This window comes from Streptomyces sp. NPDC057939 (genome assembly GCF_042887545.1).
In the GTDB taxonomy this organism is placed as follows: domain Bacteria; phylum Actinomycetota; class Actinomycetes; order Streptomycetales; family Streptomycetaceae; genus Streptomyces.
On the sequence record NZ_JBHVPG010000012.1, the window covers coordinates 36,953 to 49,879 of the forward strand.

22 protein-coding genes are annotated in these 12,927 nt (G+C 66.3%); 6 read left to right on the plus strand and 16 right to left on the minus strand.

All coding sequences use genetic code 11. The features are described 5' to 3' along the window. Nucleotides 1-110 precede the first annotated feature (110 nt). The 6 genes from ACFVS6_RS15995 to ACFVS6_RS16020 all read left to right on the plus strand — a co-directional run bounded on the left by ACFVS6_RS15995 (nucleotide 111) and on the right by ACFVS6_RS16020 (nucleotide 2,903). Nucleotides 111-242, plus strand: a complete 132-nt coding sequence (locus tag ACFVS6_RS15995) for a hypothetical protein (protein WP_389704263.1) — start codon at nucleotides 111-113, stop codon at nucleotides 240-242. Next, on the plus strand, nucleotides 239-499 hold the full coding sequence (locus ACFVS6_RS16000; protein ID WP_389704265.1) for a hypothetical protein: 261 nt from the start codon (nucleotides 239-241) through the stop codon (nucleotides 497-499). The genes ACFVS6_RS15995 and ACFVS6_RS16000 overlap by 4 nt, the downstream gene beginning before the upstream one ends. A 250-nt stretch (nucleotides 500-749) precedes the next feature. Then, nucleotides 750-1,181, plus strand: a complete 432-nt coding sequence (locus tag ACFVS6_RS16005) for a DUF6082 family protein (protein ID WP_389704267.1) — start codon at nucleotides 750-752, stop codon at nucleotides 1,179-1,181. 117 nt (nucleotides 1,182-1,298) lie between these two features. Beyond that, nucleotides 1,299-1,532, plus strand: a complete 234-nt coding sequence (locus ACFVS6_RS16010) for a DUF397 domain-containing protein (protein ID WP_389704269.1) — start codon at nucleotides 1,299-1,301, stop codon at nucleotides 1,530-1,532. A gap of 65 nt (nucleotides 1,533-1,597) precedes the next feature. Then, nucleotides 1,598-2,491, plus strand: a complete 894-nt coding sequence (locus tag ACFVS6_RS16015; protein ID WP_389704271.1) for a JmjC domain-containing protein — start codon at nucleotides 1,598-1,600, stop codon at nucleotides 2,489-2,491. 28 nt (nucleotides 2,492-2,519) lie between these two features. After that, on the plus strand, nucleotides 2,520-2,903 hold the full coding sequence (locus ACFVS6_RS16020; RefSeq protein ID WP_389704273.1) for a hypothetical protein: 384 nt from the start codon (nucleotides 2,520-2,522) through the stop codon (nucleotides 2,901-2,903). A gap of 60 nt (nucleotides 2,904-2,963) precedes the next feature. Here ACFVS6_RS16020 and nrdJ read toward each other — a convergent pair whose 3' ends face one another. The 16 genes from nrdJ to ACFVS6_RS16100 form a co-directional block, all read right to left on the minus strand. Beyond that, nucleotides 2,964-5,051: a ribonucleoside-triphosphate reductase, adenosylcobalamin-dependent gene (gene nrdJ, locus ACFVS6_RS16025; protein WP_389704275.1), complete on the minus strand. Its 2,088-nt coding sequence runs from the start codon at nucleotides 5,049-5,051 to the stop codon at nucleotides 2,964-2,966. Between the two features lie 83 nt (nucleotides 5,052-5,134). Continuing rightward, nucleotides 5,135-5,518: a hypothetical protein gene (locus tag ACFVS6_RS16030; RefSeq protein ID WP_389704276.1), complete on the minus strand. Its 384-nt coding sequence runs from the start codon at nucleotides 5,516-5,518 to the stop codon at nucleotides 5,135-5,137. Next, on the minus strand, nucleotides 5,518-5,856 hold the full coding sequence (locus ACFVS6_RS16035) for a hypothetical protein (protein WP_389704277.1): 339 nt from the start codon (nucleotides 5,854-5,856) through the stop codon (nucleotides 5,518-5,520). The genes ACFVS6_RS16030 and ACFVS6_RS16035 overlap by 1 nt, the downstream gene beginning before the upstream one ends. Next, nucleotides 5,853-7,055, minus strand: a complete 1,203-nt coding sequence (locus ACFVS6_RS16040; RefSeq protein ID WP_389704278.1) for a hypothetical protein — start codon at nucleotides 7,053-7,055, stop codon at nucleotides 5,853-5,855. Before ACFVS6_RS16040 ends, ACFVS6_RS16035 begins: the two co-directional genes overlap by 4 nt. A gap of 208 nt (nucleotides 7,056-7,263) precedes the next feature. Then, nucleotides 7,264-7,581 carry a hypothetical protein gene (locus ACFVS6_RS16045; protein ID WP_389704280.1) on the minus strand — a complete coding sequence of 106 codons (318 nt, stop codon included), beginning with the start codon at nucleotides 7,579-7,581 and terminating at the stop codon, nucleotides 7,264-7,266. After that, nucleotides 7,578-8,051 carry a toprim domain-containing protein gene (locus ACFVS6_RS16050; protein WP_389704281.1) on the minus strand — a complete coding sequence of 158 codons (474 nt, stop codon included), beginning with the start codon at nucleotides 8,049-8,051 and terminating at the stop codon, nucleotides 7,578-7,580. The genes ACFVS6_RS16045 and ACFVS6_RS16050 overlap by 4 nt, the downstream gene beginning before the upstream one ends. A gap of 31 nt (nucleotides 8,052-8,082) precedes the next feature. Further along, complete coding sequence (locus ACFVS6_RS16055; RefSeq protein ID WP_389704514.1) at nucleotides 8,083-8,433, minus strand: CHC2 zinc finger domain-containing protein; 351 nt, start codon at nucleotides 8,431-8,433, stop codon at nucleotides 8,083-8,085. 65 nt (nucleotides 8,434-8,498) lie between these two features. Next, a complete protein-coding gene (locus ACFVS6_RS16060; RefSeq protein ID WP_258049903.1) occupies nucleotides 8,499-8,630 on the minus strand; it encodes a hypothetical protein in 132 nt (43 codons plus the stop codon). An 8-nt stretch (nucleotides 8,631-8,638) separates the two neighbouring features. Next, the gene (locus ACFVS6_RS16065; RefSeq protein WP_389704283.1) at nucleotides 8,639-9,010 is read right to left on the minus strand and encodes a hypothetical protein; all 372 of its coding nucleotides are present in this window, start codon (nucleotides 9,008-9,010) and stop codon (nucleotides 8,639-8,641) included. Nucleotides 9,011-9,027: 17 nt separating this feature from the next. Next, a complete protein-coding gene (locus tag ACFVS6_RS16070; protein ID WP_389704284.1) occupies nucleotides 9,028-9,900 on the minus strand; it encodes an AAA family ATPase in 873 nt (290 codons plus the stop codon). Beyond that, nucleotides 9,894-10,310: a deoxycytidylate deaminase gene (locus ACFVS6_RS16075; protein ID WP_389704286.1), complete on the minus strand. Its 417-nt coding sequence runs from the start codon at nucleotides 10,308-10,310 to the stop codon at nucleotides 9,894-9,896. The genes ACFVS6_RS16070 and ACFVS6_RS16075 overlap by 7 nt, the downstream gene beginning before the upstream one ends. 89 nt (nucleotides 10,311-10,399) lie before the next feature. Further along, complete coding sequence (locus ACFVS6_RS16080) at nucleotides 10,400-10,837, minus strand: hypothetical protein (RefSeq protein WP_389704287.1); 438 nt, start codon at nucleotides 10,835-10,837, stop codon at nucleotides 10,400-10,402. A 57-nt stretch (nucleotides 10,838-10,894) separates the two neighbouring features. Then, on the minus strand, nucleotides 10,895-11,095 hold the full coding sequence (locus tag ACFVS6_RS16085; RefSeq protein WP_354825196.1) for a hypothetical protein: 201 nt from the start codon (nucleotides 11,093-11,095) through the stop codon (nucleotides 10,895-10,897). Then, a complete protein-coding gene (locus ACFVS6_RS16090; RefSeq protein ID WP_389704289.1) occupies nucleotides 11,092-11,574 on the minus strand; it encodes a hypothetical protein in 483 nt (160 codons plus the stop codon). The genes ACFVS6_RS16085 and ACFVS6_RS16090 overlap by 4 nt, the downstream gene beginning before the upstream one ends. Nucleotides 11,575-11,627: 53 nt before the next feature. Next, the gene (locus ACFVS6_RS16095; protein ID WP_389704290.1) at nucleotides 11,628-12,593 is read right to left on the minus strand and encodes a hypothetical protein; all 966 of its coding nucleotides are present in this window, start codon (nucleotides 12,591-12,593) and stop codon (nucleotides 11,628-11,630) included. Continuing rightward, complete coding sequence (locus tag ACFVS6_RS16100) at nucleotides 12,590-12,853, minus strand: hypothetical protein (RefSeq protein ID WP_219732131.1); 264 nt, start codon at nucleotides 12,851-12,853, stop codon at nucleotides 12,590-12,592. Before ACFVS6_RS16100 ends, ACFVS6_RS16095 begins: the two co-directional genes overlap by 4 nt. Nucleotides 12,854-12,927: the final 74 nt, after the last annotated feature.

The following is a 12,927-nucleotide window of genomic DNA, read 5'->3' on the forward strand; positions in this document are numbered from 1 at the left end:
TGGTCATGGCGAGCAACCAGCAAGCCGAGCCCCGTATCGAGATCGGCTCGGTCATGAGGGACACAGGGACCGGCCGAGTCGGGCTGGTTCGACGCGGACCCCAGGGTGAGGTGCGCTTACACGCTCTGGACGATGACGACTACTGGGAAGTGGACCCGGAGACTCTTCGGGAGCTGACCCAGACGGAGCGGCTCAGCGCCCGCGTCGCGCTGGCCAACCACGCCAGCCGGTGGCGACGGTGACGACGCAGCCGCGAGCCGTCGTGCGGCACGTCACGTGGACCATCACCCCGGACCAGGAGCCGGACGCCGAGCCGGTGACCTACGCGCTCCAGTGTGTCGTCTGCTCTGAGAAGTCGGAGCGGTTCGAGGACTGGGAGAAGCCGCAGGAGTGGGCGCTCGCGCACTCGGGACAGAACCCTTCGCACCACACGTACCGCGAGCACATCACCCGCCCGTGGAAGACGTTCATGCACGCCGAGCCCGGAGCGCGCTCGTGATCTGGCGACTGATAGCCCGAGCGGCCGGCCCCCTGCTCGCCCTGATGATCGCGGCCTCGGTCGGCTTCGTCCTCGTCGTCGGCTACCAGGCCGCCAACCCCTAAACCGGTCCGTCTTGCGCGGAGGCCATCCACCTGGCTCCCCCCGTACCCGCGCAGGACGGACCTACCAAGCCCCCGCCCCGGTCGTATCGAAACCCTGGACAGGTCGAGTGACGACCGGGGCGGGCTCTCCCCTTCTGAGAGGAACCATGAAGCCCTTCCTTGGCCTTGCCGCCATCGCCCTCGGTGCTGCACACATCGCCCTCGCCGAGAAGAGGCATCGCGAGTCACAGCACCTCGCCTTCGTGCGCCTGCACGGCGACCTCGCCCGCGACACCGCCGAGGACAGCCGCTACACCGAGATCATCAACGCGGACCACTTCGCCCATCTGGATGCCGATGGCAGGGCCCAGATGGTGACGGCGAACAGGTGGGTCTCCCTGTGGAGCGCGATGCTACGGCTGGGCTTCATCACTCGCGCCAGTGCTCGTCAGATCTGCGACACCTTCATGCAGAGCGAGATGAACCGCTCCTACTGGAAGCTCGCGGCCGACTACCGGCGCACTGGCGCCCGCGACCGCCACGACGAGAGGTTCGTCGAGATCATGGCCGACGCCTACGAGAACGCGCGGGCGGCCTGACCCAGAGACGCCCACTCGGCCGATGCATGACGGTCTCGGTCGAGTGGGCTGCAAGTGCACGACACACGGCGGTCCATCGGACCGCAGTCCCTTTCGGCAACAGAGATGGGAAAGCTGATGTCCAACTTGTACGACAAGCCGGTGGCCGGTCCGTTCGCTTCCTTCTGCGGAGGCGGCACGGACAACGACGGCAACATGGAGGACTGCCTCACGGTCGCCGAACTGGCGGGCGGCGGGTACGCCCTCGGTGACAGCAAGCCGGAGGGTGCCGGCCGTGAGCTGCGGATGTCGGCGAAGGAGATCACCGACTTCGCCGAGGGCTGGCTGGCCAAGACGAACCAGTCGGCCTGACGTCCGGCAGGGCCCGCGCCGGGTGGCGCGGGCCCGTTCCTCGTTCACCCCGAAAGGAGCCTCCGATGCCGCTTGCCAGCCTCGTCGACAACGTGCCCAAGATCCTGGAGGAGTGGCCCACGAAGCCGGCCCTCTTCCGCAGACCCCTGCAAGACCTCGCGAAGCTGCTCACGATCGACGAGGTCAACGCGCTGGTTGACGCCGAGTGCCTCGCCGCCCGCAACGTCGTCCTGCTCAAGGACGGCAAGGTCATGGAGCGGTACACCTACATCGACGGGGAGATGCCGCGCCCCGGCGCGGTACGGGCCCACCTGGACGACGGGGGAACCATCTCCGTCCGGCAGCTCCAGACGATCAAGCCGTCCCTGAGCCTCCTCCAGCGCGAGATCCAGGAAGAGACTGGCTGCCTCGCGCACGTGAACGCCTACATGACCCCGCCGGGTTCACAGGGCCTGAAGTACCACTATGACCCCTACGTGACGCTGATCGTGCAGCTCGCTGGCCGGAAGGCGTGGCCCCTGCACCCTCCGTTCGTTGAGAACCCGATGAAGGAACACGGCAACTTCCTGGGACGGGGCTTCACGGAAGATGAGCGCCACTATCTGGCCAACACGCCGCCGTCCCAGACGTTCACCCTGGAGCCTGGTGATGTGCTCTGGCTTCCGCGTGGCTACGTCCACTCGCCCCACACCGTGGGTGACGAGACGTCGCTTCACCTGACCTTCGCCCTGAAGGAGCGCACCTTCCACTGGCTCGCCGAGCGGATGGCGGAGGAGATCCTCGCCCAGGCCCTCGTAGACCCGGCGCTTCGGGCCGAGATCTCGCCCGCCTCGCTGCTCTCCGCGCCGGACTCGGCCATCAAGTGGACACGTAACTATCTCCTCGGAGCCCTGTTACTCCAGAAGCCCGAAGAAGTGGCCGAACTCGCGCGGAAGGCGGCCACGAGTGCAGCACGATGATGAGCCCCAGCACGACTACCCTGCCGCCGTGACGCATCACTGGCACGCCTACTCGTACAACGGACGGTCCTACGCGGACGGGATGATCCGGCGCGGGGAGGTCCCTTCGAACTACCCCCCGATCGAGATCAAGGACTGGCTGCGCAGGCCGGCCGCGCAGGTCATCAACACCTTCCATGAGATCGAGAAGGCGGTGACCTGGCTCGAAGGCGAGCTGACGCAGAATCCGCACCTCGACGAGCAGTCCTACCCGGTCGCGGATCGTCTCCAGTACTCGCGGGACACGCTCGGACAGACGGCCGGCAACGATGTGGTCTACGGGTACTACTCGAAGGGCGGTCAGTACATCTCTCGGGCGCTGATCTCCTGCCCCCGCGACAGCTTCCCCACCTGCCCGTACGGGATCACGTAGACCGGCCCTTCAGCGAACGGCGAAGACCCCCAACGTCGGCTGGGGGTCTTCGCTTTGTCGTTACCGGATCGGGCAGGCACCCGACGCACAGTCCTCGTCCGTCGAGTCCTCGATCGAGGTCAGCTCGTAGGAGTCGAACTCTTCCTCGGTGATCCGCTCGTACGGGCTCTGCGGGCGGGTGCCGTCCGGCATCAGGGTGGTGCCCTTCAGCGACGGAAGCCACGACTCGATGATGTCCATCGCCTCGTGGACCTGATACTTGCCCTCGGGGAAGTTCACCGTGAAGGAGACGGCGTTGTCTGCCCAGCACTCCTGATACATCGCCTGGAAGGCGAGCATCTCGTGAAGGGTCAGCTCGTCTGCGGACTCGACGATCTTCGGATCGAAGCCCAGCTCCTCGACCTCGGCGACGAGCTTCTCCTTCGTCGGGAAGGCCACGACGTAGGTGTTGCCCGACTGGTCGTACGCGCACGGCTCGACCGCGTACCCCTGCGCCTCGAAGTCGCGGACCGTCTTGGCCTGCGCCGGGTCCGGCATCGAGAACCGCACGCGGCGGATGAAGTGCCTGGCGTAGATCGGGTGGATGCCCTCGGTCACGCCCGGCAGCTTGGCGATGGACCCGGTCGGCGCGACGGTGGTGACCTTGACCGGCTCGGGTATCCGCAGCTCGAAGGCGTACTCGCGGGCCTCCTCACGGACCGCGTCGTACAGGTCCGAAAGGTGGGCGCGGAAGCCCTCGTTGTAGGCGGCCTTCGAGTACCGGATGCCCTGCTTGGCGAGGTAGCCCTGGACTCCGAGGTGGCCTACGCCGATGCGTCGGTTCCGCAGGAGAAGGCCGGCCTGCTGGTCGTCGTTCACGTCGCCGTAGGTGGCCCGGACCAGGAACCGGGTCATCAGCTTGTGCGCCCTTTGCAGGCCGACGCGGTCCACCCTGGCGCCGCTCGCCGTGGGGGCGAAGTAGTCCAGGTTCACGTGGCCGAGGTTGCAGTTCTCGGCGGGCTCCAGTGCGATCTCGCCGCACGGGTTGGTCGCGATGACCGTGCCGGTCTCGCCTTCGTTCGAGGCGGAGCTGTTCCAGTAGCCGGGCTCACCGTTCTTGAGCATCCCGGCAACGACCTGCTGGTGGACGAAGCGGGCGTTCTCGTGCTCGGGGTGGTCCTCGTTGGTGAGGGCGGCCATGAACGTGTCATCGATCTCGACGCTGATGTTCGTGGTCCAGTGCTTCGAGCCGTCCGCCTTGCACTCCAGGAAGTCGTCGATCGCCGGGTCGTCCCAGTGACAGATCGCCATCCGGGCCGAGCGCCGGACCCCGCCGGATACGACGCACTCCGCGATGGCGTGCGCTATCTCCATGGCGTCGGTGGGGGACAGGTGCGGGCCGTGGCCGAAGAAGAACGGATCGACCGCCTTGTTCATGACGGCCGCGATCTCCAGCATCATGCGAGCGAACGGGCCGGGGCCCGAGGCCGTACCGCCGAACGTCTTCAGGCGGCTGCCCTTGCAGCGGACGCGAGAGACGTCGTACACGCGGTCGGCGTGCTGGACGTGGCGGTCGTCCATGAAGGTGTCGAGCAGGTCCACCAGGGCGTCGGACCAGCCCTCGCGCGAGTCCTCGATCTCGAACGCCCCGGCCCAGTCCGAGTTGTATTCCTCGGAGAGGACCCCCGCGGCCTTCATCTCCTCGTAGTCCTGGTGCATCGGGTCGCACACGATGTGGACCTTCAGCTCACGGCGCGGGGCACCGTACGGCGCGAGGAAGCGCGAGCTGTAGTTCGCGCCGACCCCGCCGCCCTCCATCAGGCGCATGAACTGGAACTCGAAGTGCCGGCTGAGCTTCTCGCCCCACGGCGCGACGTGGCAGTTGAACAGGTACTGTCGGCCCTTCACTCCCGTCGCCCACAGATGGCGCCCTGCGGGGATGATGGCGAACCGGTCCATGTGGGAGACCAGGGCGTCGTATTCGGCCTTCACGGGCGCGCTCCAGGCGCTCATGTCGGCACCGTGGACTAGGGCGAGGTTGCCCTTGGCGACGCGGCGGACAGTGTCGGGCCACTGCTCCTTCGAGCCGTCGGCCAGGGTCCGGCTGTACGTGCGGTCGTAAACGATCTGGCCGGAGGGTCCGAACGGAACGTCGAAGAGGTCAGTCACTGAGTAAGGCTCCTTTGTACGTCTATCACACTCTGGTCAACGAGGGGGCGGGCCACGTCAGGCCCGCCCGGTCCCTCGTTACTTCACGCTGCGGCCAGTTCGGGCATCGAGTCGTAGCCGTCCACGTAGGGCTCACCGTTGAGCCAGGCCGTCACCTTGCCGACGCCCCTCTCGGTGGCCTTCCTCGCGCCGGACTTCTGCTTGCCGGTCTGCTTGCCCGCGTCCTCGTACGTGTCGTCGAGGACGAATCGCATGAACACGGCCTGCCGCTCGACGAGCGAGAGGTCCGCTTGCTTCCAGGCCCGCCGGACGTCCGAGAGGGAGGCGAAGACCGAGTTGCCGTGAGAGGGGTCTGAGTACCCCTTCGGCATCCCGTCCTCGACGTAGACCTCGGACTTGATCCCGTACGCCGCGATCGGATCGAACAGGTAGGGAAGGACCCGCTCGACCTCGGCCCGCTGGTACATCAGGCGCCGGCCAGGACATCGAAGGAGGTGAGCGCGGTGCGGCGCCCGGCCTCGGTGAGGAACTGGTCCCGAAGTCTCTGGTGCAGCCAGCGGTGCAGCACGCCCGTCCCCTGCGCGAGGGCCTGCCGAGCCTGCCGGGACCGCGTCGCCAGGATGACGAGGGCCTCCTGGTGGGCGTCGTCCTCTTCGAGGGTCAGCGCGTAGTCCCGGCCGAACTGGCGGGCCACGGCTCGGGCAACGCTTCGCACGCCTTCCTCGTCGAGGACTGTCCAGTCGGTGTACGCGGCCTCTGCCGACCCGTACGTCTGCGTCTCGATCTCTGTGATCGCGAAGCTCAACTCACTACCTCCTTGACGGGTACGGCCCCGTCCTTGGTCACTGCGACGATCAGTCCGGGGGCCCCGGTCGTCCCCTTGGCGTGGCGCCACCACGTCGACTCGCTCTCCATGGCCGGCGGCTGGAGAAAGGTGCGGTATCCGTCCGTGTCGATGAACTCGTGGTGCAGATGGCCGGAGAGGAGGACGTCCGCCTGATGCATCGCCGACTCGCGGTTGAACGCCTGGCCCTTCCACCACTCGAAGTGCTTGCCGGGCCGCCACTGGTGACCGTGAGCGTGGGCGACGATGGTGTTCGAGCAGTCCGTTACGACCGTCAGTTCGTCCGTGTCCGGGACGTAGAACCCGGCATGACCGAACAGGGTGGGGTTCAGGCTGGCCGCGTCCTGGACGGCGATCAGCGACTCCGTGTCGTGCGAATCGTCGTACCTCGTCACGCCCTTGCCGTTGATCCTCACGGCCTCGCCGTGGTTGCCCGGCACGGCGGCCATCGTCAGGCGCTCGACCAGCGGCGCGAAGGTGAGCAGTGCGTGAAGCATCACCCGGCGCGTCAGGCGGATCTGTTCGTTCAGTGTGAGCTGAGTGCGCCACGTGTTGGCGCCGCCCTGGCTGACGAACCCTTCGATGTGGTCACCCATCCACGCCACGTGGACATGGTCGACACGGAACCGTAGGCGGTATAGGGCCAGCAGCTCGGCGGCCTTGTTCAGGCAGTTGACCGTGCGGGCCAGCGTGCCTTCGACCCCGTCGCCGTCGATCTTGCCGAACTGCATGTCGCCGAGGATCACCAGGAAGGTGTGCTCGCCACCGCTCTTGACCATCATCGTCTCGGGCTTGCCCGGCCTGAACGCCTCGATCGTGGCCAGCAGGTCATCGATCGGTGGGCGCTCGGCAGTCGCGGAAGTGCCGGCTCGGGCGAAGGTGAATCGCGTAGAGAGGCCCGTGTCCCCGTTGGCCATCGTCCACTCCGAGGAGCGGAGCCCGGTCACCGTCCACTGCGACGGGTCCAGGCCCTGCCCCTGAAGGACCGAGCTGGCCGCGCTCTCGTTCTCCTCGAAGGTCTCACCGCGGACCGTGACGGCCGCCTCGTCCCCGCTCACCTCGATCTGCCGGGTGAAGTCCTTCTCGGGGACGGTCTGACGGGGCGGGATGCTCGGGCCCACGGGCTTCGCGAGAAGCTCGTCCTTCAGCGATCCAGGCACTACTATCACACTCCGGTCTGGCGAAGGGATCGCCGATAGGTTCGTATCGTCGTGGCGGACACGTCGTGTCCCCACTTGCGGAGCGTCGTGGCCAGCCAGTCGGCGCTCGTGCCTCCGAAGAGGTGATCGAAGAACAGGTCACGCTCGCGCTCCCCGAGGTCGGTCCAGATCTTGTCCAGCGCCGGGCCGGCGCTTCCAGGCAGCGGCACTAGGCCCCGCTGTCCAGCTTCTCGACCTGGGCCACGGCGATAGCCGCGAGCTGCACGAGGGCCCAGCGCTGCTCGTGTTCGTAGGCGGCGAGCGACTCGAAGGCGTACGAGAGGAGCAGAGCCTCGAAGGTGCCCTGGCGTCCATACTCCTTGCCCCAGGCCGAGGCTCGACCGTCGTGCTGGCGGCGCCTGTCGTCCGTGCCGGGCTTCGCCGTGTACTCGCCGAGGTTCTTCACGGCTGCCCGTACGTCGGTGAAGACGTGGGTCATGGGGTCGGGTTTGCGGGTGGCCTTCTTCGTGGTGGTGGTCTCACTCATGCTGCGGTCTCGAAGTCCTTTCGGTAGAGGTTGAAGATGGAGTCCGCTCCGCCCTGGAGGTAGGTCTCCGTCACGTCGCCGTCGCGCATCCGTACGGCCTTCGCGGTGCGGAGCTGGCGGCAGATCTTCGCGGAGAACTCCGCGCCGGCCTCGTCCGGATCACCCCAGACCCAGACCTTCGAGAACCCGGCGAGCATCCGGCGGTGACGGCCGGCCCACATGTTCGCGCCGGGTGCGGCCACGGCGTACAGGCCGAGCTTGCGCAGGATGGCCCGGTCCAGCTCGCCCTCGGTTATGTGGATCTCGTCCCCGGCCTGGTGGATGGAGTCGATCCCGTACATGCGCGGGATGTCGTCCTTGATCGTGTTGTATTTGCCGTGGAAGAAGTCGCGGTGGTTGTGCTCCTGGAGGCACCGGAACCGGATCGTCAGCGGCTTGCCGTTGCGGTCCAGGTAGGGGATGGCCAGCATCCCCCTGTACTTCGCGTGTCCGGGGAAGGGGTCAGCGACGACGCCAAGTCGGGCGGAAGTTGCTTCCTCCCTGCCCAGCCCCCTTGCGTGGAGATACTGAGCGACCTCCGCCGTAAGCGCTCCTTCGTACGCCCTGGCCGCCTCTTCCAGAGTCTCCCTCTGGGAGACCGAGAGAGGTCGCAAGGGCTCGTGCTCCTGGGAAATCTGTCTCCTCCTTCAGCATGATCATCGAGTAGCTGTCACCGCCCTGTCCGCAGGAGTGGCACTTCCACAGGCCCTCGTCGAGCTTGTAGGACATCGATGGGGTGTTGTCGTCATGGAGGGGGCACTTGGCCATCCCTGTGTTGCGCTCCGAGTTGAAGTCGACCTCGAAGTGGTTCATCACGGCTTCCAGCGCGGGCTTGGCCTCTTCGCCCTGCTCGTCGCGGTCTCCGACCCGCCCGTACCTCACACCGACACCCCGTACAGCTCCTCTACGGCGAGGGTCGTGGTCAGGTCGGCGTCCGGGTCCTCGATGTAGGCGAAGAACGCCTCGGCCTCGTCGAAGGCCCGCTCTGCGGTCTCGGGGTCTGTCCCCATGAAGCCGATCACTGGGCGTCCAAGCCGAGGTAGTCCTCAAGCGTGGTCAGGACGTACGCCTGTCTCCAGTTCTTGCCTCGCGCCTTCACGACGGCGAGCGAGGTGACCAGCTCGGGGTCGAGGCCGCGGTGCTTGGCGAAGTTCAGCCGCTCGACCTTGGCCTCACGGACGAAGGTGGCCGGCTCGAACTTCGCGTTCTTCGCCTCGATCACCAGGAACGAGCCGTCGATCCGGACGACCATGTCACCCTCGTCCTCGGTGCCGGCCAGGCGCAGGGACTCGACGTCGAAGCCCAGCCCGCGCAGGCCCTCGCGGAGGTCCGTCTCCCACTGCGAGCCCTTGCGCTTGTTGCGACGGTTCCTCGCGGTAACGTCGGTCACTCTATCACACCCCTTGTTTAGGAACCGAGCAAGACCTTCGTCGGGCTCCAGTCGTCTGCGGGCTTCGGGGCCCTGATGATCGTGTGCTTCTCCGCCCGCTTGAAGCGGGTGTACTCGGGCTCGCAGATCATCGTGGTGTAGCGCTGCGCGGTGGGATCGCACGGGCCCATGCGTTGTTTCACGCACGCCACGTGGTACGCCATCGACGTGGGGTCGAGCGCCACCGACAGGGACAGCTCGGGCTTCTCACTGAGTCCGCCCTTGATCTGGTCGCGGCTCGGCGGGTTCCAGGGGGACGACTTCGCCTCCCATGCCTTGTCGCTCGCGTGGTGCAGCAGGATGACCGTGGCGCCCGTGTCGCGGGCCAGCTCGGTGGAGCCCTGCATCACCGCCATCTGCTCGGTGTAGTCCGACTCGGCACCCTCGAAGTCCATGAGGTTGTCGAACACGATGACCTGCGGATACGCGTCCCACAGCTCGATGTACGCCTCGATCTCCTCGTCGATCTGCTTCCACGTGATCGGGCTGCCGAAGCTGAACGTGATGTTCGAGCTGGACAGCGCGTCGAGGTACGCCTGGCGGTACTTCCCGCCCTCGGCCATCCCTGCCTCGACCATCTCCGTGGTGTCGCGTGTCGCCATCGAAGCGAGCCGGGACGAGGCGGTGAAGGCGCTCATGTCGGCGGAGAAGTAGAGGGTGGGCAAGTTCATCTGCGCGACCCAGAAGAGGGCGAACCCCGACTTCTGGGTGCCGGACCGGCCGGCGACCATCACGACCTCGCCGTGACGGGGGCGGACACCAGCGGCGTAGAGATCCTCGAACGCCTCTACGCGGGGGAGTTCCTTGCCCGACTCTGCATGGAGCGCCAGGGACCTACCGGGGGTCAGCACGGGGTGTTCTCCTCTCCGAGGACGACGACGCGCCGGATGCCGGCGGAAGCGATGAGCGTTGAGCAGGCCGGACACGGCTTGCGGGTGACGTACAACGTGGCGATGGGGAACTCAGACGGATCGACGCCCTGTTCGATGGCGTTCTCGATCGTGTTCCTCTCGGCGTGCGTGGCCGAGCAGTTGAAGTAATCGGTGTCGCGGGCGCACTCCGCGGTGGAGAGCTGGCCTCGCGGGCAGTTGCCGGCGCTCGCGCATCCAGGGATGCCGGCGGGCAGACCGTTGTATCCGACGCCGAGCACGCGGTGCTTACGGCTGAGCAGTACAGCCCCGACCTGGGACCTCGTACAGTCCGCTCGGGTCGCTACGGCCCCGGCGATACCGAGGGCCCATGTGTCCCATGTAGGTCTCACTGGAGACCTCCTTCCAGCAGGCGCTACCGCCTGCCATCGCCCTCCCTCCGGGCTCGTGATCTTGCTTATGCACGACTAACACACTATGATCAGTCGAAGTCGGGGGCGTCGTCGACAGCCGCCTCCGCCTTGGCCTCTCGCTCGTTGGCGTACGCGATGACCTTGTTCCGGGCCTGCGCGTCAGTGAGCTGGCGCCACACCCACGCCGGACGCTGGCCCGGCTTGGACGGCGGGATCTGGTCGAGGGTCACGATCGTCGCGCCGCCGACCACGGTCTGAAGGTCACGGGCAAGGATCGTCTGCTCGATGCGCACGCCCTTGGTGATCTCGGGAGTGCCGGCTTCGAGCTGGTCCGGCGTACGGAAGGCCGTGACGTCGCACAGAGCCGAGTCCTTCGGGCCGTTGGCCGTGGGGCGCTGGCGCTCGAAGGAGTGGACCTCGACGAGGAAGGCCGCGGAGCCCTGGACGTCTGCGGGCTTGAACCAACCGCCGGCCTGGACGGGGATGTCGATGAGGTTGAGTGCCACTGTTGGGGTGCTCCTATGTTCGGTGAAAGGTGTCGGTGTTCGGTGTTGCGGTGGTTGCTACTTCGGGCGGCCGGCGACAACAACGGCCGTCGCCTTCACGTCCAGCAGCTCGGTTCCGGCGGGCAGGCCCTCACGGAAAGACCGCTCGTGTTCCTTGGCGTGTGAGGCAGCGAACTGCTTCTCATCGACCAGAAAGAAGAGGGGTACGTCTACTTCGATCGCGTACGTCACCGTGCTGACGATGGTCACCTTGCTCATGCGGGCAACGCCTTGCCCTTGGCCTTGTAGGCATCCATCACGGCCGCCTCGGCGAAGAAGGACTGGTTGTTGGCCCAGATCTTCTTCAGGTCAGCGCGGTTGGTCTGCTTCTCGATCTCCCCGAGAATCCACGCGTTCTTGTCCTGCTCGGGGCTGGCGGCCGGTGCGCTCGCGGCCTGCGGCGTACTGCCGAGACTGGCCCACGGGTCTCCGCCTGCCGGCTTGGCCGGGGGCGTGTCCTCTGCGATGACCGTGCCGCCGAGCTGCGTGGCGATCAGGCCCTTGCCGTGCGCAAGGTTCGTGGCGTTCGTGACGATGTCGCTCAGCGTCAGTCCAGTCACACTATCACGATCCATCCCGAAGAAGTCCAGGATGTCGTCGCGGACCTCGCCCGGCCGGCCCTTGAAGACCGCCCAGCTATCGTCATACGACTTGCCATACTTGATCGTGACCGTAAGGGCCCTGCTCGTTTCACTCACTGAGTGGTTGATCCTCTCTCTCGCCCCGCTGACGTCGTCACTCTATCACACTTTCAGGCGGCCGAAGCGACCTGATCCCGTGTGACCTGCGCGACGAAGGGCTTCATCGCCTTGCGGCTCAACGACCGCATCTCGCGGATGGTCAGCGCCAGTTGGGCCGCCTTCCATCCGATCTCCAGGTCGACCCAGTACAGCGTGCACTCACCCTCACCCGCAGGCAGGTGGATGATGATGCCCCACTTCTGGTTGACCGGCCGCAGAGGCGAGTAAGCGCCCTCTGCATGCTGTACTTCTATCACACGCTTCTTGAAAGAAGCAAGCTCGGCTTTGCTGTCGACGTTCACCGGGAAGCGGGTGTGGTCGTAGACCTCGCCGCGCGAGTACACCGCGAGCTGGGCCGCCATCTTCAGGCCGCCATACTTCACGCTGCCCGTCTTCAGATCCGCGATGAACTCGTCCTCGATCCACTGCCCGTCAGGGTCGGGACCGGCGTACTGGACCATGCGGTCGAAGGTGCCGGCCACGCCCAACTCGTTGACCACGACGAACTGTTCGACAGAGATCACCTTCAGGACCGACGTCTCCATGAGGTACGCGCCCATGTCGGCGATGTCTTGCTTGGAAGCCGAGGCCGGCAGGGGCTGACCTGCGTCGACCAGCTCCGAGAGCGTGTGGAGGTAGGTTCCCCGCTCGCGCTTGTCGTTGGCTCCCGACGCGGCAGTTGCCTGCTCGGCAAGGGCGTTGAGATGCTTCTTGTCGTCCGCGTTCTCGGGGTCGAGCCCCGCGGCCTTGTTCAGCAGGTCCGGCCGGCGCGAGGCGCCGAACAGGACCATGCGCTTGCCCCAGTCGACCAGGCTGGACTTGTCCTCGATGCAGTCGATGAACGTCGTGGTCCTGGTGTGGCCCTTCGGCTTCCCGCCGGCCTTCGGCACTACCAGGGGTCGGCCCCAACCGTCGCGCGGTACAGCATGGTTGGGGTGGTCAGACTTCTGCGGGATCTCGATCAGGTTCAGTGTCACTCGGCCACCTTCGGGTCGCACTCGGCGAGGTAGAAACGGACGTTGCCGTCTTCGTCGAACTCGGGCTCGTACTCGTCTTCGTCGATCAGCTCGTAGCCGATCTGTCCGAGGAAGTTCAGCAGCTCGCGCATCGCGGTTGAGCTGTGCTGCATGGGGTTGACCAGGATGTGATAGTCCTCCGCGTCAGCGTCGATATGAACGCTGATGTTGCCCGAGTCGGCAACCAGTGCGGCCCTCTCCAGGACTCGTATCACTATCATCTCCGAGGTGTGTAAGTATGACTAGGCAGGGGCTGGAGTGTCGCACACCCGAGCGGGGGTGTCAACGAAGCTCC

Bases quoted from the DNA above. Each gene is read 5' to 3' on its own strand.
- ACFVS6_RS16005 (WP_389704267.1), top strand. From the start codon at position 750: ATGAAGCCCTTCCTTGGCCTTGCCGCCATCGCCCTCGGTGCTGCACAC.
- ACFVS6_RS16010 (WP_389704269.1), top strand. From the start codon at position 1,299: ATGTCCAACTTGTACGACAAGCCGGTGGCCGGTCCGTTCGCTTCCTTC.
- ACFVS6_RS16015 (WP_389704271.1), top strand. From the start codon at position 1,598: ATGCCGCTTGCCAGCCTCGTCGACAACGTGCCCAAGATCCTGGAGGAG.
- ACFVS6_RS16030 (WP_389704276.1), bottom strand. From the start codon at position 5,518: ATGTACCAGCGGGCCGAGGTCGAGCGGGTCCTTCCCTACCTGTTCGAT.
- ACFVS6_RS16045 (WP_389704280.1), bottom strand. From the start codon at position 7,581: ATGAGTGAGACCACCACCACGAAGAAGGCCACCCGCAAACCCGACCCC.
- ACFVS6_RS16050 (WP_389704281.1), bottom strand. From the start codon at position 8,051: ATGCTGGCCATCCCCTACCTGGACCGCAACGGCAAGCCGCTGACGATC.
- ACFVS6_RS16055 (WP_389704514.1), bottom strand. From the start codon at position 8,433: ATGAACCACTTCGAGGTCGACTTCAACTCGGAGCGCAACACAGGGATG.
- ACFVS6_RS16060 (WP_258049903.1), bottom strand. From the start codon at position 8,630: ATGGGGACAGACCCCGAGACCGCAGAGCGGGCCTTCGACGAGGCCGAG.
- ACFVS6_RS16085 (WP_354825196.1), bottom strand. From the start codon at position 11,095: ATGAGCAAGGTGACCATCGTCAGCACGGTGACGTACGCGATCGAAGTA.
- ACFVS6_RS16100 (WP_219732131.1), bottom strand. From the start codon at position 12,853: ATGATAGTGATACGAGTCCTGGAGAGGGCCGCACTGGTTGCCGACTCG.